General features: G+C 68.4%; 23 protein-coding genes, 3 tRNA genes and 1 pseudogene. 12 read left to right on the forward strand and 15 right to left on the reverse strand.

The features are described 5' to 3' along the window. From CCZ36_RS21165 to CCZ36_RS21205, 10 genes and pseudogenes are all read right to left on the reverse strand, one after another. Positions 1–774: a DNA primase gene (locus tag CCZ36_RS21165; RefSeq protein WP_391736862.1), complete on the reverse strand. Its 774-nt coding sequence runs from the start codon at positions 772–774 to the stop codon at positions 1–3. A 50-nt stretch (positions 775–824) separates the two neighbouring features. Continuing rightward, complete coding sequence (locus CCZ36_RS21170; RefSeq protein ID WP_237302715.1) at positions 825–1022, reverse strand: hypothetical protein; 198 nt, start codon at positions 1020–1022, stop codon at positions 825–827. 273 nt (positions 1023–1295) lie between these two features. Next, on the reverse strand, positions 1296–3446 hold the full coding sequence (locus tag CCZ36_RS21175) for an FtsK/SpoIIIE domain-containing protein (protein WP_237302716.1): 2151 nt from the start codon (positions 3444–3446) through the stop codon (positions 1296–1298). Between the two features lie 85 nt (positions 3447–3531). Continuing rightward, positions 3532–3873: a hypothetical protein gene (locus CCZ36_RS21180; protein ID WP_128818353.1), complete on the reverse strand. Its 342-nt coding sequence runs from the start codon at positions 3871–3873 to the stop codon at positions 3532–3534. Positions 3874–3951: 78 nt separating this feature from the next. Further along, positions 3952–4140, reverse strand: coding sequence for a hypothetical protein (locus CCZ36_RS21185; RefSeq protein ID WP_128818354.1), 189 nt, complete (start codon positions 4138–4140; stop codon positions 3952–3954). Between the two features lie 17 nt (positions 4141–4157). Then, a complete protein-coding gene (locus CCZ36_RS21190) occupies positions 4158–4511 on the reverse strand; it encodes a DUF6251 family protein (protein ID WP_128818355.1) in 354 nt (117 codons plus the stop codon). Between the two features lie 15 nt (positions 4512–4526). Beyond that, entirely contained in the window at positions 4527–4685 is a 159-nt protein-coding gene (locus CCZ36_RS35880; protein ID WP_237302879.1) for a hypothetical protein, read from the reverse strand. A 537-nt stretch (positions 4686–5222) separates the two neighbouring features. Further along, positions 5223–5738, reverse strand: a pseudogene (locus tag CCZ36_RS35885) (DNA cytosine methyltransferase); the annotation flags it as partial. Next, positions 5738–6601: a protein spdB gene (locus CCZ36_RS21200; protein ID WP_128818357.1), complete on the reverse strand. Its 864-nt coding sequence runs from the start codon at positions 6599–6601 to the stop codon at positions 5738–5740. The pseudogene CCZ36_RS35885 and the gene CCZ36_RS21200, both read right to left, overlap by 1 nt. Then, entirely contained in the window at positions 6598–6873 is a 276-nt protein-coding gene (locus CCZ36_RS21205) for a DUF6284 family protein (RefSeq protein ID WP_128818358.1), read from the reverse strand. Before CCZ36_RS21205 ends, CCZ36_RS21200 begins: the two co-directional genes overlap by 4 nt. A 455-nt stretch (positions 6874–7328) precedes the next feature. Between CCZ36_RS21205 and CCZ36_RS21210 the strand changes: the two genes are divergently transcribed. The 3 genes from CCZ36_RS21210 to CCZ36_RS21220 all read left to right on the forward strand — a co-directional run bounded on the left by CCZ36_RS21210 (position 7329) and on the right by CCZ36_RS21220 (position 9430). Continuing rightward, positions 7329–8123 carry a GntR family transcriptional regulator gene (locus tag CCZ36_RS21210; protein ID WP_128818359.1) on the forward strand — a complete coding sequence of 265 codons (795 nt, stop codon included), beginning with the start codon at positions 7329–7331 and terminating at the stop codon, positions 8121–8123. Beyond that, a complete protein-coding gene (locus CCZ36_RS21215) occupies positions 8120–8782 on the forward strand; it encodes a YdcF family protein (protein ID WP_128818360.1) in 663 nt (220 codons plus the stop codon). The genes CCZ36_RS21210 and CCZ36_RS21215 overlap by 4 nt, the downstream gene beginning before the upstream one ends. A 123-nt stretch (positions 8783–8905) precedes the next feature. Continuing rightward, complete coding sequence (locus CCZ36_RS21220; protein WP_128818361.1) at positions 8906–9430, forward strand: hypothetical protein; 525 nt, start codon at positions 8906–8908, stop codon at positions 9428–9430. 96 nt (positions 9431–9526) lie between these two features. On the opposite strand, the gene CCZ36_RS21225 is transcribed toward CCZ36_RS21220, so the two are convergent. Beyond that, on the reverse strand, positions 9527–11113 hold the full coding sequence (locus CCZ36_RS21225; protein WP_128818362.1) for a hypothetical protein: 1587 nt from the start codon (positions 11111–11113) through the stop codon (positions 9527–9529). 250 nt (positions 11114–11363) lie between these two features. Here CCZ36_RS21225 and CCZ36_RS21230 point away from each other — a divergent pair, with 250 nt between their 5' ends. Further along, entirely contained in the window at positions 11364–12002 is a 639-nt protein-coding gene (locus tag CCZ36_RS21230; RefSeq protein WP_128818363.1) for a hypothetical protein, read from the forward strand. A 290-nt stretch (positions 12003–12292) separates the two neighbouring features. Here CCZ36_RS21230 and CCZ36_RS21235 read toward each other — a convergent pair whose 3' ends face one another. Continuing rightward, on the reverse strand, positions 12293–12949 hold the full coding sequence (locus CCZ36_RS21235; protein WP_128818364.1) for an SDR family oxidoreductase: 657 nt from the start codon (positions 12947–12949) through the stop codon (positions 12293–12295). 33 nt (positions 12950–12982) lie between these two features. Continuing rightward, positions 12983–14278 carry an amidohydrolase family protein gene (locus tag CCZ36_RS21240; protein WP_069736440.1) on the reverse strand — a complete coding sequence of 432 codons (1296 nt, stop codon included), beginning with the start codon at positions 14276–14278 and terminating at the stop codon, positions 12983–12985. A gap of 255 nt (positions 14279–14533) precedes the next feature. On the opposite strand from CCZ36_RS21240, the gene CCZ36_RS21245 reads away from it, so the two are divergent. The 6 genes from CCZ36_RS21245 to CCZ36_RS21270 all read left to right on the forward strand — a co-directional run bounded on the left by CCZ36_RS21245 (position 14534) and on the right by CCZ36_RS21270 (position 17351). Continuing rightward, positions 14534–14606, forward strand: a tRNA-Thr gene (locus CCZ36_RS21245). Between the two features lie 45 nt (positions 14607–14651). Further along, a tRNA-Met gene (locus tag CCZ36_RS21250) sits at positions 14652–14724 on the forward strand. Between the two features lie 88 nt (positions 14725–14812). Further along, the gene (rpmG, locus tag CCZ36_RS21255) at positions 14813–14977 is read left to right on the forward strand and encodes a 50S ribosomal protein L33 (RefSeq protein ID WP_003956487.1); all 165 of its coding nucleotides are present in this window, start codon (positions 14813–14815) and stop codon (positions 14975–14977) included. A gap of 148 nt (positions 14978–15125) precedes the next feature. Beyond that, entirely contained in the window at positions 15126–15578 is a 453-nt protein-coding gene (locus CCZ36_RS21260; RefSeq protein ID WP_069736441.1) for a MaoC family dehydratase N-terminal domain-containing protein, read from the forward strand. Continuing rightward, positions 15578–16006: a MaoC family dehydratase gene (locus tag CCZ36_RS21265; RefSeq protein ID WP_069736442.1), complete on the forward strand. Its 429-nt coding sequence runs from the start codon at positions 15578–15580 to the stop codon at positions 16004–16006. The genes CCZ36_RS21260 and CCZ36_RS21265 overlap by 1 nt, the downstream gene beginning before the upstream one ends. 289 nt (positions 16007–16295) lie before the next feature. Beyond that, positions 16296–17351 carry a UDP-N-acetylmuramate dehydrogenase gene (locus tag CCZ36_RS21270; RefSeq protein WP_128818365.1) on the forward strand — a complete coding sequence of 352 codons (1056 nt, stop codon included), beginning with the start codon at positions 16296–16298 and terminating at the stop codon, positions 17349–17351. A gap of 96 nt (positions 17352–17447) precedes the next feature. Here CCZ36_RS21270 and CCZ36_RS21275 read toward each other — a convergent pair whose 3' ends face one another. Both CCZ36_RS21275 and CCZ36_RS21280 read right to left on the reverse strand, forming a co-directional pair. Next, a complete protein-coding gene (locus CCZ36_RS21275) occupies positions 17448–18461 on the reverse strand; it encodes an adenosine deaminase (RefSeq protein ID WP_069736444.1) in 1014 nt (337 codons plus the stop codon). Between the two features lie 140 nt (positions 18462–18601). After that, the gene (locus CCZ36_RS21280) at positions 18602–19828 is read right to left on the reverse strand and encodes a pyridoxal phosphate-dependent aminotransferase (RefSeq protein ID WP_128818366.1); all 1227 of its coding nucleotides are present in this window, start codon (positions 19826–19828) and stop codon (positions 18602–18604) included. Between the two features lie 214 nt (positions 19829–20042). Here CCZ36_RS21280 and CCZ36_RS21285 point away from each other — a divergent pair. Both CCZ36_RS21285 and secE read left to right on the forward strand, forming a co-directional pair. Next, a tRNA-Trp gene (locus CCZ36_RS21285) sits at positions 20043–20115 on the forward strand. A gap of 106 nt (positions 20116–20221) precedes the next feature. Then, positions 20222–20509: a preprotein translocase subunit SecE gene (secE, locus tag CCZ36_RS21290; RefSeq protein ID WP_069736508.1), complete on the forward strand. Its 288-nt coding sequence runs from the start codon at positions 20222–20224 to the stop codon at positions 20507–20509. Positions 20510–20513 lie beyond the last annotated feature (4 nt).

A 20513-nucleotide genomic window follows, 5' to 3' on the forward strand; every position in this document is an offset into this window, starting at 1 on the left:
TCACATCCCCAGTGCGGTACGGGCGTTGGACCAGGCATCGACGCAGTGCCGGGGGCTTTCGCCCTTGGTCTGCGCGGCGGCGAACAGCCGGGCGGCGTGGGCGTCGGTGAGGCACCCGCACCGGCCATGGGCAGACAGCACGGCGAGGAACGTCCGGTACACCGTGGCGTGCACACCGCTCGTCGCGGCCGTGATCCGCTGCTCCGCCATCGCGATGCCACGTTCCAGGTAGGCAGGGGTGCGGTGGCGGCACTCCCCGCCCCCGGCCGGCACATGCGCCGTGACGGGCCGGACCGGCGACGGTTGCTTGACGATCAGGGCCCGCACTGTGTCCGGGAGGGTGGTCATGGTGCCGGTGCCGGGGCCGAGCCACCGGGCGTAGACCATGGTCGACTTGATGTCGACACCGTCCCGTACCGCGTTCACGGACGGCATCGCCCCCTGGAAGATCCAGTGTTCGCCCCGCGTCGTGGGAACGGTCCGCGTGGCGGGTAGCGTCCGGCGGGCCCAGGCGACCGCGTCGGCGTGGTCGAGGTCGACGACGGTGAGCCCGATGCCGCCGGGGTGGTAGGCGACGGCCGCGGCCTGCTTCCACACCGGCGCCCACGCGGGCCCGGTGAGGGTATCGGGGTCGGTGGTGGCGGCGGCCCACGCGTGGCACGGCTGCGTGCAGTCGCAAGGGCCGGGGGTCTTCATGTTCGGCCGCCCGCCGCACGCGTTGTCCCGGCAGGCGGGGCAGTTGCCGAACGGGACCTTCCCGGCCCGTAACGGCATGGCGGGCACGCCCCGGGCGGCCAGGGCAAGGGCGGCGCGCAGGTGGACGTTCACGCGGCCCCCTCGGTCTCGGTGGGCTCGGTGTGGGCGGTGACGATGTCCATGAGCAGGGTCTCGGCGGCCATGAGGTGACCGACGAGCACGTTCGGGTTGGTGAGGTCGATGGGGCGGATGTTTGCGACGTAGGCGCGGGTGGCCTCGATCGCGACGACGCGTGCGGCCTCCCGCACGACGGTGGGGTGCGTCATGATGGATGTCTCCAGTTCTGAGTGCTGGCAGACGAGAGCGGCCCCGGTTCACTGGCGTGAGAGGGGGCCGCTTTCGTCTTGCCGGTTTCGGTTGCTGTGTGTGACAGGGAGGGAGGCGGCGAGGGGCGCGGAGACCCAGGATTCTGGGGTTTCCGCTGGTCGTCGGGGGCTGCCTCCCTGACTCCCTAACGGGGTGTTACAGCTGGTCAGGTGGGGGAGTCGGGGTGAGGGAGGCGGGTAGGGAGTTCTCCCTGCCTCCCTGGCCGCCTCCCTTCACGCTGTGTGACTGTCGGGGGTGGTGTCGGTGCGGTCCTCGGATGCTTCGAGAAGCCGGGCGCGGCTGACGACCATGACCCCGCCGGACTTGTAGGCCGGTGCCCCGACCGCGTCCAGGGCGTTGGCGAGGTCGCCGGCGGTCCACCCGTGGTACTCGCCCGGGTTGTGGGCGGCGAGGCGCTGGCGGACCTCATCGGTCCGCATCCGCTTGGCCTCGCCCAGCACCGTCAGGAAGTCGGCCAGGTGGTCGGCGGGCTCATCGCCCGGCGCGTCCGGGGCGGTCGTGACGCCTTCGCGCAGGGCGAGGGCGCGTTGGACGACGGGGGTGATCTGGTCGGTGGTGGAGTCCTTGCGGACGTAGTGGGAGCGGACCAGTTCGAACGGGTTCTTGGTGAAGCCGACCGTCAACGCGGTGCCGACGTTCTCAGCGGGGTTGAGGTTGGTGGCGGTGATCCCGGCCTTGTGCTTGCCCGTCCCGAGGAGGCCGTCGTTGGCGACGTGGTCGCCCACGGCGAACGCGACCCGGTGGGAGGTGTTGCGGGTGACGTCCTTCGGGATGCTGTCCGCCGTCGGGGACACGGTGACGAAGATGAGGGTGATGCCGACCTTGCGGGCCTTCTTCATCACCTTCACCGCCAGCTCGGCGGCCTCGGCCCCGTACTTCTTGTGCATGAACAGCTCGTGGCACTCGTCGAACACCACGACCTTCGGCCGCATCCTCGGATCCCGCTGGGCCAGAGCGCGGGTGAGGCGGACCTCGTCGCCTCCGAGCTGTTCGAGGAGCTTGCCGCGCTCGGTGACCTCGTTACGCAGGTTCCGCAGGGCCTTGACGGCTGCCTCGATCTGCTCGTCCTCGTCGCCCTTGACCAGCACCCGGAGGCGATCGCGCATCGGGTCGTAGTCGACGTTGTAGGCCATGACGTACGCCTCGATGTCCACCAGCGGATCGAGCATCGCCCCCAGCAGCAGGGCCACGACCAGAGACGACTTACCCGATCCCATGATCCCGCCGACCATGTAGTTGGCGGCCATGAGCTTGCCGAACACCTGGTCCCCACGCTGGGACACCCCGACCGGCACACCCTTGAAGTAGTCGGCCTCACCGCCAGTCAGCAGCGGCCAGTCGGGCACCTTGCCGGACAGGGAACCGGCGTCGGCCACCCAGAGGTCGAGGACGCTGGCTTCTGCTTCGGTGGGCCAGACCTCGACCGGCTTGCGCATCAGGTTGTGGGCCAGGACGGTCTTCTTTTCGCTGACCATCTCGACCGTCACCCCCATCGGGAGTTGGAGCCGCGAGTGCCAGCCGTTGCCCAGGCGGGTCGTGGGGGCGACCCATCGGGGCTGCCAGCCGTCCTTGAACGCCTGGTTGAGCTTCGAGATGCCCAGGTGCCGCAGCGCGTCCAGGATCGCGCCCTCGTCGGGGACCGTGTCGCGGTTCTCGGTGTCGGCGGTGGTGGGCATCGCCCAGGCGGGGGCGGCCTGCTGGTTGCGGCCCACCGCCCAGATCGCGGCGAGAGCGAGCCACGGGCCCACGGCGAGGAGCGGGCCCCAGACCACGGTGACGATGACGACCAGCAGTCGGATCAGGTCGACCAGGGCCATGAGCGGGGTGACGACGTCGGCGGGGTCCTTGGTGGCGATGGCGAGAGCGATCCCGACCGCCAGCAGTAACCCGAGTCCGCCGGCCGCCCCGTATCCGGCGGCCTTGACCGCCCGTTCCGGGGCGGTCAGCAGGTCCATCCGCCGCTTGTGCCGCTCGGCACGGAAGCGGTGCAGGCGCTCTTCCCACTCCTCGGCCAGCTCGGTGTTCCCCGCGGCTTCCGCCGCCCGCAGCATCTTCAGATACCGGGACGCGGTCCGCCCGTCCCACGCCCGGCGGGCCACGATCCGACCGCCCCCGACCACGTACATGCCGTGCCGGACGGTGAAACGGGCCGTGCTCCGGGTGCGGTCGTGCGTCGCAACCGTCCGGACCATGCGGGCGGTACGGACCACCCGTGACGGGCGGGGAGCGGTCGGCGGCGTGTCGGGGGTGGTGGGGTCCTTGGTCAGGCTCACCACCGGCTCGGTGTCGTGGGTGGTGGGGCGGTGGTCGTCGAGGTGGTGCACGGTCCCCATGACGGGGGCCGTGCCGGCGGGTTCGGTCATGATGAACGTGCCTCTCCTGCTCAGTGCAACGGGATGGGTGTGAAGGGGGCGGCCGGTTTCCTTGGCCGGGTCCGGCCGCCCCCGCTCAGCTCTGCTCAGCCTTGTGGACGGCCCGCTCAGCGAGGCGTACGCGCTCCTCGGCGGCCTTGCGGGCCTGCCGGGCGGCGGCCTTGTCGGCGCGCGGTGCGGTGCGTTCGGCGGCCTTGGCGGCGGCGAGGTCGTGGCGGGCCTCGGCCTGCACTCGGTGCAGCGCGGCCAGCTCCAGAGCACCGCGCTCGGCGGCGGACTGGTCGATGCGCTCGATCTTTCGCTTGATGTCCGGGTCGACGCAGTCCGCGAGGGCCTGACGGAACCCCTTGCGGAAGAGCTTGGCGCGCTCGCGGGACTCGGCTCGGGTATAGCTGTAGACGGTGGGGTTGCTCGGCACGGGGACCTCCCAGACGGGTGGGGCCGGACTGTCCGGCTCCCCTTGCCGCCCCGGGAGCCGGGGCGGCGCGGGCAACCGTCAGGCGGGCCGCAACTCGTGGGTGTGGCACAGCACGGGGCCGATCAGCAGCCCGATACGGTGCACGGTCCAGCGGCCTCCGGTGAGGGGCCCGGGCGGGGTCTCGTCGACGATCCGACCGGTACGACCGGCCGCACGCGGGTCGTCCTCACAACCGACGATCCGCACTTCCTGGCCTGCCTGGAACACGGTGTGGCTCCCTTCGGTCAGCGGCGCTTACGGGCGGCCTTGCCGTCACTCACGGACTTCACGACCGTCACCACGCCCCAGGCGCACACGGTGGCGACCAGGGCCAGCAGGGCGAGGTTCGCGGCGATGGCCGTCAGGACGCCGACCAGCAGGGGCCCGAAGTAGACGCCGACGGCGACGGCCCCGGCGCCTACGCCGGAGCCGAGCGCGAGGCGCTGCACCGTGCGGTCCGGGGGTGCCTGGTGGACGTGGATGACCTGCGGTGTTGTGTTGGCGGGTTGGTAGGTGGCGGGGAGATGGTCGGTGTAGGCGGGGGTACCGTCCGGGAGGTGCACGACGGACGGCCGGCGGGGTTCGGGCAGGTGGTCCATGACGGTCCTTCCAGGTCAGGCAGCGGTGGACAGGGTGTGGGCGTTGTACCGGTCGAGGAGGACCCGCAGGGCGGCGGTCGCCTGTTGGGGGACGACGCCGTTGCCGAGGGCGTGGAGCATCTGGTTGCGGGTGAGCCCGGGGACCTGGGTGACGTGGCCGGCGGGCAGGCCCATGAGCCACTCGACGAACTCGGGGTTCAGCCGATTTCGAGCGTCAGTTGCCCATGGGGCTCGTCGTCCGGTGGCGTGCTCCCAGCGGCGGATGGCGGGGGCGAAACGGCCCCACGCAGCGTCGGGTTGCCCCGCCCGTACGTCGGGCTGGTCCGGTCTCCGTCGGCTGCGGTCGGTGTGGGGAGCAGGTGCCGTGTCGCGTCGAGGAGCGTCGGCCCGTACCCCTGCCCGTACGGTGTCCCGTCTGGCCGGAAGTTCGCCGTGTTCGCCGAGTCCGACGCGGCCGGGGTCGGGAACAGCGGTATGACGACCTGAGACAGCGGGGGCCTGAATCCCTCCGACGCCCGGCGCCCGGGTGTACCCGTGTCCGAGGCCCGTGGGGTGGGCAGCAGGTGTTCCACCTCGTCGGCCAATGTCGGCCCATGCCCCCCGGCCTTCCGCTTGTCCGGGTGCTGCGACCCGCCGTTGACCGCCAAGTTCGCAGTGGGCGTCTTGAGCAGTGGCGAGGATGATGAGTCGGCGGCGCTGGTGGGGAGCGCCGACCTCCGACGCGCGTACAACGTCCCACTCAACATCGAACCCGAGGGCGGCAAGGTCGGCGAGGACGACGTCGAATCCGAGTCGAAGGTGACCGCCGACGTTCTCAAAGACTGCGATGCGGGGTCGTAGAACGCGAAGGGCACGGGCAATCCACGGCCAGATGTGGCGTTCATCGCCGGTTCCTTTCCGTTGGCCGGCGCTGCTGAAGGGCTGGCAGGGGTAGCCCCCGCAGAAGACATCCACCGGCTCGACGGCCGACCAGTCCACGGCGGTCAGGTCACCCAGGTTCGGCACGGTCGGCCAACGGTGCGCCAGGACCGCATTCGCCCCGGGGTCGATGTCCGACACCCACGTGGTGGTCCCGCCGAACACCGCTTCCACGGCGATGTCCAGGCCCCGGTAGCCGGAGCACACCGAACCGATGCGCAGGCCGGGGGCGGGAGCGGCGAGCTGTCCGGCGAGAACCGGAGTCGGCGGACGGTCCAGGAGACGGCGAGCTTGATGCAGCCGGTCCATCAGGCCACCCGCTTCCACGCGGCCCGCAGCCGGACCTCGGACGCGGAGTGGCCGGCGGCCCGGAACCGGGAGGACATCTCGCGATACGACAGGGCCGGGGTCTCGCTGTGCCGGATCTCGTCCACCAGCCGGTCCAGCTCCGTGTCCGTGAGCGCGGGTGCGGGGTCGAGTGCGGGCAGGGGGTTGGTGGGGCCCCAGACGGGGAGTTCCCAGGTGGGTGTGACGCAGGGTGTGACGCGGGTCGTCACGCTGGTCAGGGCCCTGCCGGTGTCCTTCCCGGACCGGGTGTTCTCCAGCATCGACCAGGCTCGGGCGAGGGTGGTGGCGGTCTGTGCCTGGACGCGTGCGACGCGCGCACCGGCCTGCGTCACAGCCGCCAGCCGCGTCTCTTCCGTGCCGGCCTCGGCCCGCAGCCGAGCACGAGCCACGGCGGCTTCGTCGCGGGCTTCCTGCTGGATGCCCTGGATCGCCTCCAGCGCGGAACCGGTCAGCGCGGTTCGCTCCCACAACCCGTGAACCAACCACAAAGCCTTCGCCGCCAGCGGCAGCCAGGCGACCGCCAACCAGGCTCCGGCGTTGGTGTCGGCGGTGACGGCGTGAGCGACCAGCACGCCGGTGGCGACCAGGCCGAAGAACCAGCCCACGGACGCGACGGGGGTGGAGTGGTCGCCCTGGGCTGCGAGGCGGCGTTCGTAGGCGAGGGTGGCGAGCCACCCTCCGTCGATCCCCAGCCCGACTACGAGGGCGACCGGCCACGGCATCGCGGTGCCGAGCCACATCACGACCACGGCCAGGGTGAGGACCATGGAAACAGCCGTCATCCCGACGGCCGGCAGAACCGTCTTCGTCGCCGTGGCGCTCATGCCGCACCGCCGGAGACCGCGACGGTGGTGGCGCGGTTGGCGAGGTCCCGGCGGGCGGCCAGCACCCGGCGGTGGGCCCGGCGGATGCGCTGCTGGTCCAGCTCGGTCGGGGTGCGGTCGAGGGTGACGATCTGCGCGTCGAGCAGGTCGACGTCCGCGAGGATCACGGGCATCTCGATGTTGATGGCGTCCAGCTCCGCGTTCAAGGGCTCCATGGAGTCGAAGCACTCGGCGGCGGTAACAGCTTCCTGAACAGTGACGATGTAGCTCATGGGTCGTGTTCTCCCTAGCAGGTGGCAACGGCCCGAACAGCGGCCCCGGGTCTAGCCACCCGGGGTCGCACGCCGTTGAAGTCGGTCGATCCGGCTCCCCTCAGCGCTGCTCGTACGAGACGAGCAGCGGAGGCAACCGCCGCAGCCGATGAGCTGCGAGAAGGTCGTGATGCGCTGTACCGCGCACGGGGCAGAGCCGTGCGCACCCGCCCGCTTATTGCGAGGTGGGGCGGGATTCCCTCGACACGCTCTTCAGTTCTCAAAGGGCGACCAACTCGGGGCCCCTCACAAGGCGAGCTATCCCGAACCGGTGTGGCCTGAGGCAGCCCAAAGAAGAACCACCTCTCTCGCTGTCCTAGGACTGCGAGCGACCTGAGAAGAAGATGGCATGCAGTCCTAGGACTGTCAACAGTCCTAGGACTGTGTTTCACTGGCTCTGTCGAGAGGAGTTCTGCGTGGCACCCAAGTGGCGAGACCTGGCGGACAGGCTCGCGGAACAGATCAAGAACGGCGAGTACGCTCCGGGCGCTCAGTTGCCCCAGATCAGAGAGCTGGTCGAAGCAGGAGAGGGCTCGAAGGCAACGGTTCATCAGGCCTACAAGGCCCTTGAGGCCGAGGGGCTCGTCACGTCCACGCGTGGCCACGGAACGGTGGTGCGGCAGCGTGCTCCGCTTAAGCGGCTCGGCATCTACCGGTACGACAAGGCCAAGTGGCGCGACGGCGACGAAGTTGCGTTCATCGCCGACCGAGTGGCTACTGGGCGTGCATACAAGCGCGACGAGCAGACTCAGACCGTCAGTCGAGTGCACGCGAGCGATCTTGTGGCGGAGGCGCTAGGCGTGCTGACTGGTTCTGAGGTGTACGCGCGCGCCCGACTTGTCCGGGAAGGAGCTCAGCCCACCCATACTCTGACTAGTTACTACAGGCCGGAGCATGTTGAGGGGACACGTCTTGTTGACCCCACGCCCGGCCCTGCCGGCAGAGGCGGCGGCTATCGAGTCCTCTACGACGCCGGGTACGAGATCGACCACATGAGGGAGTCGTTGTTCGCGCGCGTTCCGACGGCAGATGAAACGCAGCTCCTGCAACTTCCCGCTGGTGAGCCAGTGGTTGAGCTTCACCGGACTACGCGCACGGCGGATGGCACTGTGGTCGAGTTCGCAGTCGGCATCCACTCGGCCTCTCGCTTTGCGTGGGAGTACGACTTCAAAGTTCCGGACTCAGCAGGGGAGAGGGAGGAACTGGAATGATCTCAGCGGAGGCGTATGAGGACGCCAGGCTGCTCTGGGACTACCACCGTATGCACCATGCTCTCCGAGTTAGTTCGGTCGTCATCGGCTTGGGCAGCCACGATCTCGGAGTGGCAGACGTCGCGGCCCATCTGTACCACCAGGGCCTGGCTCCGGTGCTTGTGTTTACCGGTGCTACCAGTCCGACGACAAGGATGCGTATGCCTCGGGGTGAGGCCGTTCACTACCGTGAGCGGGCCCTGGAGCTCGGGGTACCGGATGAGGCCATCCTGGTAGAGCCTCGTGCGACCAACACTGGGGAGAACATTGAGTTCAGCAGGCAGGTGCTGGCGGATGCTGGCGTTGCAGTGTCCTCCGTCCTGCTCGTCAGCAAGCCGTATGAGGAGCGGCGCTCTTACGCCATGATGCGAAAGCTGTGGCCGACAGTGGATGTCATTAGTGCGTCCACGCATATGAAGCTGCACGAGTACGTCGAAACGATCGGCGACGCTTCGATGGTGATCGACATGATCGTGGGCGCGCTCCAACGAGTACTGGTCTTCCCTGGGCGGAACTTGGCGATCCCGCAAGATGTTCCGCAGGAGGTAGTTGAGGCCTACGAGCGGCTGGCGCGCCAAGGCTTCACTAGTCGTCTGATGCCTGTTGCAGAAAAGACCTGAGCGACCCCGCCGGGTGCACGCCCGCTCAAGACCCCTCCGATCCGTCTAGCTGGGCTTGAGCGGGCGTTTCTAATGCTCCTGAGGTTGTATGGGGGATAGGGGCGACGCGAGGAGGGCACGGCAATGGAAGGCTTCTTCAACGGACTTGAGCAGTCAGTGAAGGGCCGTAACTGGCATGCCTCGCTGGTGATGGCATTGACCCTGCCGGACATTTGTGTGAAGGCCAGCGATCCGGAGCGTAAGACCTCGAGGTCTCGCTACGCTGCATGGTTCGAGGCTTATGTCGCGCCGACGTACACCCGCTATGTGGGGGCGTCAAAAGACAGGGAAGAGGTCAAGTTCCTATCTGGCAAGGACTGTTATGCCCTCCGCTGCGCGTTGCTGCACGAAGGCAGTGACAAAACTACCGCCCACGAGGTACGCGAAGCGCTCGACGAGTTTCACTTCTGTGCACCGGGACGGCTTGGTAACAGCGTGCATATGAACAAGTCTGGCAGGGCGCTGAATCTCATGGTCGATACGTTCGCGCTGGATATGTTGGCCGGCGCCCGCACATGGTGGGCCACACTGCCCTCGGAGGAGCAGGATGCTGCCAGGGCGCGGCAGATCACCGTGCACAGCACGGATAGCGACATCCAGTTCGGTTAAGGCTCAGTACGTCCGGTGCCGCCACTGCGCGCGCTTTCTGAAGCGATACTTCTCAGTGTGAGGCACCCGCCTGAACGCTCTAGATGGCAATTGAGGCTATGTCCAACCCTTAGATCGTTTGCGGTCGCTAGGTGGTACGGGTAGAGGTTCGATCATCTCTATAAGGCGACATCGAATGTTCTGTCCGCCTACACGAATCCGCTTCCATCCTAGGGTGAACTCTTGACCTTCTTGGGGGTAGGGGAAGTGCTTTATTTTATGCAGCAGTTCTCGCGTTGTGCTCACCGGTAGAAGTTGTTCCACCAGTCGTAGGCTTGTGGAGGCTATTTCGCTGTCCGTGATACGGGGGTCAAGGTACCTCGCCGTTCCTACAATCCACTGCCAGTTAACCTGGTCGAAAGGTGGCCAGTTTGGTGGCAGCTTAACAGTTGCCCCCTCTCTGATCTCCTTCTGTAGGCGTAATACCTGAGATCGACCCTTATCTATGGCATCTTCCTGCTTCCATGCTTCGGAGAGATTGCGAGCGTCGATCGGCCATTTTACTTCGACGATCAGACCGCTTTTGCGGTCTGCATCCAGAACTACTACGTCCAAATCGCCGATCTTTCTGCGGTTGGGGGCTAGTACCTTCACTTCATTCGCGACACGGGCACCCGGTATGGACTCTGTGAGTCGATCTCCCCATCTCCTGCCGACTTTGCCCAGGGCACCGCCTAGAGCCCCTGAGGTTGCCGGATTGGATGCTGCGGCGCGAAGGATCATCCGCTCCTCAAGGCCTTCTGATAGCAGAGGGAATGGAATTATTACCTTGTCGCCCCAGGGCACCACTGGCGCCGAGAATGGCGTCTTGCCTCCGGGGCCTGTATAGGTGACCATTTCAATGAATCTGTCAATCGCATCATTTCCTGGGTTGTAGCGATTCAGGTATCTCCTCAGCGTCTCCGGTGACATCGAGAGATATGCTGTATTCGGGAGCGGCTCACCTCTAAATGGTGTGAGCTGGAGTAGTGACATGCCTTTGATTGTTCCTATCAGAGGGACGGCATCTCGGACCTTCAAGCCGCCGAGATCGGCGTCCCCTGGTATCTCCCAAAGGTGCTGCGCTGAATAGTTCTTCATATGTTGCACATAAAGTCCGCCGATCCATGGTGGAAGCCGCTTGTGCACGTGCAATACACCCTGTTGGGAGGCGAAGAATGAGTGAGCGGGCTCCAGGCTCGGCCCTATGCGACTTTCTTCGGGGTTGAGAGTGTCGATCTGCTCTAAAACCATGTCTAGAACTTCAATGCTGGCGTGAGATGCAGGTTCAATATAAAGACCCTCCTTGTCTTCATCTACCTGTACCCGGCCGGCGCGTCCGCCTTGAGTGCCTATCTCTACAACCTCCCAGTCAAGCGCTAGATTCACTGCTTCTTCCACAGACTTTATGTCGGGGGTGCCGCTGGAAGATTGGTCGCCATATTGATAGCTCCATTCGATCAGCCGTGCGGTAGCATTGGCGTACTGACGCCCAGATGGATCAAATTCTGTTTCTCCACCTTTCTGAGACTGGAGAAGTTCTTTCATGTATCGGACGGCAATAGATAGAAGCAAGGCGTGCAGGCTAGATTGTCCGAACTTCCAAATAGCTAAGTCTCTTGGAAGCTTCTGTGCCAAATTCTGCAGCTTGCGGTAGGCGTCCATTGACTGTTCCCCTAATCTCTTGGTGTCACCAAGGCTCAATGATCGCTCACGGCTTGCCGGGCGACTAGCCCCGCAAGCGGCGCGACGGGCAAGCGATGGGACGACACGACTCGCGTCACGCGTCGGCGGTGCGGAGACGTCCGCCGCACATCTGTTGTGCTGTGACGGTGGCGCATTGCAGGGTGGGGTGGGCCGATCTGTCCTCGGATGCGGCGGATTGGAAACGTCCAGACCCAGTGGGAGCTGCTGCGTGATCCCGAGTGCCGACATCGACGTCGTCCCCGCCTTCCCCGTGCACCTGGCGATGGGCTTGCCCGCCCCGGACGAGGTGGACGAAGAGGGGTACGGCTACTTCCGTGATGTTTGGGCCATAGGTGAGGTGGGGCGCGAGGAGGCGCGCGCCATGATCGAAGAAGAAAGACGCCTGGTCAGCCTCGTCGATCAAGCAAGCCGCAACGAGGTTGAGTTCGACTGCCTGGCCCAGGCGATAGAGAAGAGGGAACTTGAATACCTCCCAGTTGGCTACGCCGAGCAATACCCGGACAGCGAACTGGTTCGGGAAGCGAGCCTAGACTCCGACGAAGGGGTGCCCTTGGAAGCCCTGGAACTTGGGGTGGCAGGTCTTTCGTACGCCCTCACATCGATTGGGTGCTTCACGGCTGCGAGTTGCCGCAGCCACTCCGGCGAACATCCGTGGGCGGATCGGCCAGTGATCTTCTTTGCTGCTGAGCGCGATACGGTCCGCTGGCTCACGCCTCTGGTGGCTGAGAGCGGATGCGGTCTTGGAGACGGTAGCGAGCGTGCGCCCAAGCTCTTGGTTCTGGAAGCCCCATCGATCACGAACTTCATGAACCTGGCCAGATGTATCGTCCAGCGAGTCGAACGATAGTCACTCGTCGCCTGCTGTCGGTGCCTGAGGCTAGCGGCTCTGGGATCTGAGGGGCGCAAGCCAATCCCCCAGATGTCCCCCAGTAACCGTGGTCGCAGGCAAAGGTGCAGGCCGCACGTGGGGAACGCGGCCCGCTGTAAATCTGCCGGCTCAGCCTACCCAGGTTCGAACCCTGGCGCCGCCACGCGAACGAAGCCCCCGACCGGTTCTCCGGTCGGGGGCTTCCTCGTTGTCCGGAACAGTCGTACGGGGGCCGCTGCCCTAGGCCCGGTTCGGCCGTTCGCGAGGCCTCAGTTGCCCGCGACGTCCTTCACGGCCACCGTCACGGGCACGTTCCCGGAGATCGCCTCCAGGGTGAGGCCCGCCGTCGCCGGGGTGTCCAGCAGCTCCAGCAGCGTGGCCGCCACGTCGTCGCGGGGGATCGGGCCACGGCCCGTCGAGGCGGCCAGCAGGACCTGGCCGGTGCCCGCGTCGTCGGTCAGCATGCCGGGGCGCAGGATCGTCCAGTCCAGCGCGGTGCGGGAGCGTACGGCCGCGTCGGCGGCGCCCTTGGCCCGCAGATACACGTCGAAGACCTCGTCGCCGGGGTGGCCGGGGTCGGCGCCCATCGAGGAGACGACGAGATAGCGGCGGACGCCCGCCGCCTCGGCCGCGTCGGCGAACAGCACGGCGGCGTCGCGGTCCACGGTGTCCTTGCGGGCGGTGCCGCTGTTCGGCCCGGCGCCCGCCGCGAAGACGGCCGCGTCCGCCCCGCGCAGCACCTCCGCGGTCTGCTCCACGGTGGCCGATTCGAGGTCCAGCACGACGGGTTCGGCGCCGGCGTCGGTCAGGTCCTGACTCTGTTGGGGGTTGCGGATGATCCCTACGGCTTCATCCCCGCGTGCGGCGAGCAGCCGCTCCAGCCGCAGTGCGATCTGTCCGTGTCCACCTGCGATGACAATGCGCATACCCCGACCGTACGCCGGGGGGCGGGGTCGCGCTCAGTTCCTCGGCCCGGCACCGGGGTCGGGCCGGCCCTGGCGCGGAAGCCCGCCGAGGCCCGCGACGGCGTCGGCGTCCGAGTCGCAGTACTCGCGTACGGCGCTGGTACGGGCCACGACCCGGCCGCGGTGGATGACGATGCGGCTGTACGCGAGGGAGAGCGCCGCGGAGAGCCGTTCGCCGCGTACGGCGAGGAGTTCGGCCGGGAAGCCCGCCTCGACGCGCACATCGGGCAGGCCGAGGGCCGCGCGGGCGCTCGTGGAGACCAGGGCGTACGCCTGCTCGGCGCGCAGTCCCGTCTGCGAGGCGAGGAGGTAGGCGGCTTCGAGCGGATCGCCGCGGCCGACCGGATTGGCCGTGTCCCGCAGCGCGCCGCTGCCCGCGGTGACGTGCACGCCCGCGGAGCGCAGAAGGCGTACGGGGGCGGTCGTGCGGCGCTCGGAACCGGCGCAGCCGCCCTGGGGCAGGCAGACCACGGTGATCCCGGCGGCGGCGAGCCGGTCGGCGGCGCGGGCCGCGGCGTCCAGGGGCAGATGGGCCAGACCGGCGCAGGGGCCGAGGGCGACACCCGGACGCAGGCCCGCGGCCATCGTGGCCAGCCGGGCGAGCCGGGCGGGGTCGTCGGCGTCGGTGTGCAGGTCCACGGGGCAGCCGTGCTCGGCGGCGATCTCCAGGACGGCTTCGGTGTAGCCCGTGGGGTCGGGGTCGAGGTCGGGGCAGCCGCCGACGACGGCCGCGCCCATCTTCACCGCGTCCCTGAGCATCGCGAGGCTGTCCGCCCCGGCGATGCCCGTGAGGAGCCGGGGGACCGCGACCGGCATCACGTCGGCGAGGCCGCGCAGGGCCCGCCGGGCCTGGAGGACGGCTTCGAGCGGGGCGAGGCCCTGGACGTCTCCGACGCGGACGTGGGTGCGCAGGGCGGTGGCGCCGTGGCCGAGTTGGAGGAGCGCCGCCTCCGTGGCGCGGCGCTGGATGTCCTCGGCGCGGTGGGACGCGGGGCCCGGACTGTCGGGGCCCAGGCTGTCCGCCGTGAGGGCGGTGTCGCCGTGGGCGTGGGGTTCGGCCGGGGCGGGGAGCAGCAGATAGCCGCGGAGGTCGATCCGGGGGCCGCGGGCGGTGAGGCTGCCCGCGGTGCCGACGGCCTCGATCCGGCTGCCGCTCAGGCGTACGTCCACGGCCCGGCCGTCGGCGAGGCGGGCGCCGCCGAGGACGAGGGCGGGGGTGTCGGCGGTGGTGGCTGCGTCGGCGCTGTCGGGCGCGTTGTCGTCGGGCCGCCGTGGCTGGCTGTCAGGCATCGCGCTCCTGGGAGGGGTGCAAGATCACACGGAGTGACCACACCCTAGGGGCGTGCGGAGGCGGCTTCCGGGAGGAGCGGAATAGTCGTACCGGTGCGCCTGCCCCGGCTGCCGGCCGGGCCCGGACCGCATGCGGACGCGTCCTGGATCAAGGCCTGATCAGGGGGTGTGGGAGGCCCCGGACGAGGGGCCGGGGGAGGCGGCACAAACGGATTTGGGCAACCGGCCGGGGACCGTGTAATGTCTTCATCGCTCGCCCCAATAGCTCAGTCGGTAGAGCGTCTCCATGGTAAGGAGAAGGTCTGCGGTTCGATTCCGCATTGGGGCTCTGGTGATCGGGAACCCCCGCTTCGGCGGGGGGACTCATCATCAAAGCGGTGTAGCTCAGTCGGTAGAGCAAGCGGCTCATAATCGCTGTGTCACCGGTTCAAGTCCGGTCACCGCTACTAACGGTAGCCGATGGTTGGGTCGGTCCTTCGATCGGCTACCCTTTTATGCGTTCATCCGTCCAACGTCCGTCCAAGGAGCACTCACGTGGCTGCCACCGACGTCCGCCCGAAGATCACGCTGGCCTGCGTGGAGTGCAAGGAGCGGAACTACATCACCAAGAAGAACCGGCGTAACAACCCGGACCGTCTTGAGATGAAGAAGCACTGCCCGCGCTGCAACTCGCACACCGCGCACCGCGAAACGCGCTGAATCAGGCTCGTACACGAGGCCGTCCCCTCTGGGGGCGGCCTCGTGTCGTTGTATGGGGTTCGTCGTACGGGGTCGCTCCCCGCACGGGGAGCGTGCCCTCATTCGTCTTTCACCAGTTTCACCAGGTTTCTCAGGAGGTAGCGAGCTCATGGCGCTCGACCAGTCCTTCGTGGGGCGGACCTATCCGCCCACTCCGGCGTACGAGGTCGGCCGGGAGAAGATCCGCGAGTTCGCCGAGGCGGTGGGTGACACCCATCCGGCGTACGTCGACCCGGAGGCCGCCCGTGCGCTCGGTCACGCCGATGTGATCGCGCCGCCCACGTTCGTCTTCTCGATCACCTACCGGGCCGCCGGGGTGGTGGTGCAGGACCCGCAGCTGGGCCTGGACTACAGCCGTGTGGTGCACGGGGACCAGAAGTTCAGTTACGTGCGTCCGGTGCGGGCGGGGGACCGGCTGACGGTCACGTCCACGATCGAGAGCATCAAGTCCCTGGCGGGCAACGACGTTCTCGACATTCGCGGGGATGTCCACGACGAGGCCGGCGAGCTGGTGGTCACGGCGGTCACGAAGCTGGTGGCGCGCGCCGCCGAGGAGGCGTGATGACGGCGAAGATCTCTTACGGATCGGTCGAGGTCGGCACCGAGCTGCCGGCGCAGTCGTTCCCGGTGACGCGGGCCACACTCGTGCAGTACGCGGGCGCCTCGGGCGACTTCAACCCGATCCACTGGAACGAGAAGTTCGCGCGCGAGGTCGGGCTGCCGGACGTGATCGCGCACGGCATGTTCACGATGGCCGAGGCGATCCGGGTCGTCACGGACTGGGCCGGCGACCCGGGCGCGGTCGTCGACTACGGGGTGCGGTTCACCAAGCCGGTCGTCGTGCCCAACGACGACAAGGGTGCGCTCATCGAGGTCAGCGGCAAGGTCGCGGCGATGCTGGACGAGAACCTGGTCCGGGTGGACCTGGTCGCCATGTGCGACGGCAAGAAGGTGCTGGGGATGTCCCGGGCCGTGGTCCGGCTCGCCTGAGAGGTGAGCGCGGCGGCCTGAGGGGCGCTTCTCCCGCGGATCCGTCGGCGGATCCGTGCATGGGGTCCCCGACTGGATCCGATGAGGAGGGGCGCCCCTCGCCGCGTGCCCCTCCGACCGCTTCGGGGGCCGCCGGACCGTGGCCACCGGGCTCGCGCTCCAGCCGTCGGGCTTGCCCCTCGCCGACGGCGAGGGAGCCCCGGCCGGAGGCCGTGTGAGCCGCCCCGCCCAGGCATACGGTCCGTGGCCCCGCACGAGCGGCGGGGCAACGGACCGTACCCTTGTCCCCGTGCAGGAACTCCACGACGCCCCCCTCGCCCCCCTGACCACCTTCCGGCTCGGCGGCCCCGCCGCCCGGCTGCTGACCGCCACGACCGACGCCGAGGTGATCGCCGCTGTCCGCGAGGCCGACGCGAGCGGTACCCCACTGCTGGTCATCGGCGGCGGCTCCAACCTGGTCATCGGGGACAAGGGCTTCGACGGCACCGCGCTGCGCATCGCCACGAAGGGCTTCGAGCTCTCCGGTACGTCCCTGGAGCTGGCGGCCGGAGAGGTGTGGACCGATGCCGTCGCCCGGACCGTCGAGGCGGGCCTCGCGGGCATCGAGTGCCTGGCGGGCATCCCCGGATCCGCGGGCGCGACACCCATCCAGAACGTCGGCGCGTACGGACAGGAGGTCTCCTCCACGATCACGGAGGTCGTCGCCTACGACCGGCGCACCGGGGAGACCGTGACCATTCCGAACACGGAGTGCGCGTTCTCGTACCGCCACAGCCGCTTCAAGGCCGAACCCGACCGGTTCGTGGTGCTGCGTGTCCGATTCGAGCTGGAAGAGGCGAACGGGCTTTCCGCGCCCCTCAAGTACCCCGAAACGGCCAGGGCCATGGGCGTCGAGCAGGGCGACCGCGTGCCGCTGTCCGCCGCCCGCGAGACCGTCCTGCGGCTGCGCGCGGGCAAGGGCATGGTGCTGGACCCGGAGGACCACGACACCTGGTCCGCGGGGTCCTTCTTCACCAACCCGATCCTCGGACCGGCCGCCTTCCAGGACTTCCTCGGCCGGGTCCACGAACGCCTCGGGCCGGACGTGACGCCCCCGGCGTTCCCCGCCGAGGACGGCCGGACCAAGACCTCGGCGGCCTGGCTGATCGACCGGGCCGGATTCACCAAGGGGTACGGCAGCGGCCCCGCCCGGATCTCCACCAAGCACACCCTCGCCCTCACCAACCGGGGCGCGGCCACCACCGAGGACCTCCTCGCCCTGGCCCGCGAGGTCGTCGCCGGGGTGCACGCGGCCTTCGGCGTCACGCTGGTCAACGAGCCGGTGACGGTGGGCGTCAGCCTGTAGGGGGTGACGCGAGGGGCGTACGCGCTCGGTACGCGACGCCCACGCCCTGCCTCACGGCCGCCGGGCCGTCTGTCGCCCGCACGCTGCTGGGCGGAATCAGTCGGCCAGCCAGTCGTCGATCCCGGACAGCAGCTTCTCGCGTACGTCCACGGGGGCCGCCGAACCGCGCACCGACTGGCGGGCCAGCTCGGCCAGCTCCTCGTCGGTGAAGCCGTGGTGGCGGCGCACCAGGTCGTACTGGGCGGCCAGCCGCGAACCGAACAGCAGCGGATCGTCCGCTCCCAGCGCCATCGGCACGCCCGCGTCGAACAGGGTGCGCAGGGGGACATCGGCGGGCTTCTCGTAGACACCGAGCGCCACATTGGACGACGGACACACCTCGCAGGTGACCTGCCGCTCGGCGAGCCTGCGCAGCAGCCGGGGGTCCTCGGCCGCCCGGACGCCGTGGCCGATCCGCGAGGCGTCCAGGTCGTCGAGGCAGTCGCGCACGCTGGAGGGCCCCGACAGCTCCCCGCCGTGCGGAGCCGCCAGCAGACCGCCGTCCCGGGCGATGGCGAAGGCCCGGTCGAAGTCGCGGGCCATCCCGCGCCGCTCGTCGTTGGAGAGCCCGAAGCCGACGACGCCCCGGTCGGCGTACCGCACGGCGAGCCGGGCCAGGGTGCGGGCGTCCAGCGGGTGCTTCATCCGGTTGGCGGCGATCACCACGCGCATGTCCAGGCCGGTGTCCCGGGAAGCGCTGTCCACGGCGTCCAGGATGATCTCGATGGCCGGGATCAGCCCGCCGAGCAGCGGGGCGTACGAGGTGGGGTCGACCTGGATCTCCAGCCAGCCGGAGCCGTCCGCGACATCCTCCCGGGCGCTCTCCAGCACCAGACGCTGGATGTCCTCGGGGGACCGGAGGCAGGACCGGGCGATGTCGTAGAGCCGCTGGAAACGGAACCAGCCGCGCTCGTCGGTCGCCCGCAGTTTGGGCGGCTCGCCGCCGGTCAGGGCATCGGGGAGATGGACCCCGTACTTGTCGGCGAGTTCGAGCAGGGTGGTGGGCCGCATCGACCCGGTGAAGTGCAGGTGCAGGTGGGCCTTGGGCAACAGACGTACATCACGCTCCATCGGAAGATCCTGCCGCACGGGCGGGCCGGAGCGGTAGCCGCTTTCCCCTTCCGGGGGCCGCTCGAACAAAAAAAGTGCCCCGGCCGGAGGGGGTTCCGGCGGCCGGGGGGCACTCTTCGTCAGCGGTTGGCGCGGGCCTCTCAGGCCTTGGCCTCGCCCAGCAGCTTCTGGATCCGCGAGACGCCCTCGACCAGGTCGTTGTCGCCCAGCGCGTAGGAAAGCCGCAGGTAGCCGGGGGTACCGAAGGCCTCTCCGGGCACCACGGCGACCTCCGCCTCGTCCAGGATCAGGGCGGCCAGCTCGACCGTGGTGGCCGGGCGCTTGCCGCGGATCTCCTTGCCCAGCAGGTCCTTCACCGCCGGGTAGGCGTAGAACGCGCCCTCGGGCTCCGGGCAGAAGACGCCGTCGATCTCGTTGAGCATCCGCACGATGAGGTTGCGGCGGCGGTCGAAGGCGGTGCGCATCTCGGCGACGGCGTCCAGCGGACCGGAGACGGCCGCGAGCGCGGCGACCTGGGCGACGTTGGAGACGTTGGAGGTGGCGTGCGACTGGAGGTTGGTCGCGGCCTTGACGACGTCCTTGGGGCCGATGATCCACCCCACCCGCCAGCCGGTCATCGCGTACGTCTTGGCGACGCCGTTGACGACGATGCACTTGTCGCGCAGCTCGGGGACGATCGCCGGGAGCGAGGTGAAGGTCGCGTCGCCGTAGACGAGGTGCTCGTAGATCTCGTCGGTCAGGACCCACAGGCCGTGCTCGACGGCCCAGCGGCCGATCGCCTCGGCGTCGGCCTCGCTGTAGACCGCGCCGGTCGGGTTGGACGGGGAGACGAACAGGACGACCTTGGTCTTCTCGGTGCGCGCGGCCTCCAGCTGCTCGACGGAGACCCGGTAGCCGGTGGTCTCGTCGGCGACGACCTCGACCGGGACACCGCCGGCGAGCCGGATCGACTCGGGGTAGGTGGTCCAGTACGGGGCGGGGACGATGACCTCGTCGCCCGGGTCGAGGATCGCGGCGAAGGCCTCGTAGATGGCCTGCTTGCCGCCGTTGGTCACCAGGATCTGACTGGCGTCGACCTCGTAGCCGGAGTCACGCAGGGTCTTCTCCGCGATGGCGGCCTTCAGCTCGGGGAGCCCGCCTGCGGGGGTGTAGCGGTGGTACTTCGGGTTGCGGCAGGCCTCGACCGCGGCGTCGACGATGTAGTCGGGCGTCGGGAAGTCGGGCTCGCCGGCCCCGAAGCCGATCACCGGACGCCCGGCGGCCTTCAGGGCCTTGGCCTTGGCGTCGACGGCGAGGGTCGCGGACTCGGAGATCGCGCCGATGCGGGCGGAAACCCGGCGCTCGGACGGTGAAGTTGCAGCGCTCATGGCCCCCATGCTTGCAGACCGCCAAAGCCGTCGGTGCAGGGGTTTCATGGACCGGACAGGACCCGGACAGCATCCGGACAGGACCGGTCGGTAGTTGTCTGTTCGACGCAGCGGCCCTGAGCACGTACACTCACCTGTCGTTGGCCTTCACCAGCCGCACCGACATCCACACCCGTTCACCGGGGAAGATGCGGTAGGTTGGTGGAAACCACCAAGGGTCGTAGCTCAATTGGTAGAGCACTGGTCTCCAAAACCAGCGGTTGGGGGTTCAAGTCCCTCCGGCCCTGCTACACACTCCTTCGCCAGGATGTGTGCGCATGTACGTACTTCATTGCACAGCCGTGCGGCTCCACCGGGCGCGGCACGGCCACGACCCGGAATCAGGTGAGTAGCGTGACGGACGCCGTGGGCTCCATCGACATGCCTGATGCCGATGATGAAACTCCCGAGTCGAAGAAGAAGACTCGGAAGGGCGGAAAGCGCGGCAAGAAGGGCCCTCTGGGTCGGCTCGCGCTGTTCTACCGCCAGATCGTCGCAGAACTCCGTAAGGTTGTCTGGCCGACGCGTAGCCAGCTGACGACGTACACCTCCGTGGTGATCGTGTTCGTCGTCGTCATGATCGGTCTTGTTACCGTTCTCGACATGGGCTTCGCCCGGGTCGTCAAGTACGTCTTCGGCTGATCAC

The organism is Streptomyces sp. S063, assembly GCF_002832675.1.
Lineage (GTDB): Bacteria > Actinomycetota > Actinomycetes > Streptomycetales > Streptomycetaceae > Streptomyces > Streptomyces sindenensis.

What these genes read in the sequence shown, in the direction of transcription:
- CCZ36_RS35880 (WP_237302879.1), bottom strand. Translation starts at nt 4,685, where the DNA reads ATGGGCCTGCCCGCCGGCCACGTCACCCAGGTCCCCGGGCTCACCCGC.
- CCZ36_RS21205 (WP_128818358.1), bottom strand. Translation starts at nt 6,873, where the DNA reads ATGAGCTACATCGTCACTGTTCAGGAAGCTGTTACCGCCGCCGAGTGC.
- CCZ36_RS21220 (WP_128818361.1), top strand. Translation starts at nt 8,906, where the DNA reads ATGGAAGGCTTCTTCAACGGACTTGAGCAGTCAGTGAAGGGCCGTAAC.
- CCZ36_RS21265 (WP_069736442.1), top strand. Translation starts at nt 15,578, where the DNA reads ATGACGGCGAAGATCTCTTACGGATCGGTCGAGGTCGGCACCGAGCTG.
- CCZ36_RS21225 (WP_128818362.1), bottom strand. Translation starts at nt 11,113, where the DNA reads ATGGACGCCTACCGCAAGCTGCAGAATTTGGCACAGAAGCTTCCAAGA.
- CCZ36_RS21200 (WP_128818357.1), bottom strand. Translation starts at nt 6,601, where the DNA reads ATGAGCGCCACGGCGACGAAGACGGTTCTGCCGGCCGTCGGGATGACG.
- CCZ36_RS21215 (WP_128818360.1), top strand. Translation starts at nt 8,120, where the DNA reads ATGATCTCAGCGGAGGCGTATGAGGACGCCAGGCTGCTCTGGGACTAC.
- CCZ36_RS21190 (WP_128818355.1), bottom strand. Translation starts at nt 4,511, where the DNA reads ATGGACCACCTGCCCGAACCCCGCCGGCCGTCCGTCGTGCACCTCCCG.
- CCZ36_RS21235 (WP_128818364.1), bottom strand. Translation starts at nt 12,949, where the DNA reads ATGCGCATTGTCATCGCAGGTGGACACGGACAGATCGCACTGCGGCTG.
- CCZ36_RS21170 (WP_237302715.1), bottom strand. Translation starts at nt 1,022, where the DNA reads ATGACGCACCCCACCGTCGTGCGGGAGGCCGCACGCGTCGTCGCGATC.
- CCZ36_RS21280 (WP_128818366.1), bottom strand. Translation starts at nt 19,828, where the DNA reads ATGAGCGCTGCAACTTCACCGTCCGAGCGCCGGGTTTCCGCCCGCATC.
- CCZ36_RS21165 (WP_391736862.1), bottom strand. Translation starts at nt 774, where the DNA reads ATGCCGTTACGGGCCGGGAAGGTCCCGTTCGGCAACTGCCCCGCCTGC.
- CCZ36_RS21260 (WP_069736441.1), top strand. Translation starts at nt 15,126, where the DNA reads ATGGCGCTCGACCAGTCCTTCGTGGGGCGGACCTATCCGCCCACTCCG.
- CCZ36_RS21240 (WP_069736440.1), bottom strand. Translation starts at nt 14,278, where the DNA reads ATGCCTGACAGCCAGCCACGGCGGCCCGACGACAACGCGCCCGACAGC.
- CCZ36_RS21275 (WP_069736444.1), bottom strand. Translation starts at nt 18,461, where the DNA reads ATGGAGCGTGATGTACGTCTGTTGCCCAAGGCCCACCTGCACCTGCAC.
- CCZ36_RS21175 (WP_237302716.1), bottom strand. Translation starts at nt 3,446, where the DNA reads ATGACCGAACCCGCCGGCACGGCCCCCGTCATGGGGACCGTGCACCAC.